The 226-nt window shown below is 42.0% G+C and carries 1 pseudogene; it reads left to right on the forward strand.

The features are described 5' to 3' along the window. Positions 1 to 226 (forward strand): annotated as a pseudogene (locus B2Y23_RS01660) (beta-ketoacyl-ACP synthase III); the annotation flags it as partial.

A 226-nucleotide genomic window follows, 5' to 3' on the forward strand; every position in this document is an offset into this window, starting at 1 on the left:
GTTTAAATGCTTATGTGGAACAGTTTAACCACGACAATGCTGACAAAATCGCCGCAGGTGAAGTTGAAGCACGTCGCGGTTCCAATGCAGAATTTATTGAAAAAGCATCTGGTGTTAAAAGTCGCTATGTTGCTGAAAAATCGGGCATCCTAGATCCAAAACGTTTATATCCACGTTTACGTGAACGCAGCAATGATGAACTTTCTATTCAGGCAGAATGGGGTGT

The sequence above is a fragment of the Acinetobacter sp. UBA5934 genome, assembly GCF_002430855.1.
Classification (GTDB): domain Bacteria; phylum Pseudomonadota; class Gammaproteobacteria; order Pseudomonadales; family Moraxellaceae; genus Acinetobacter.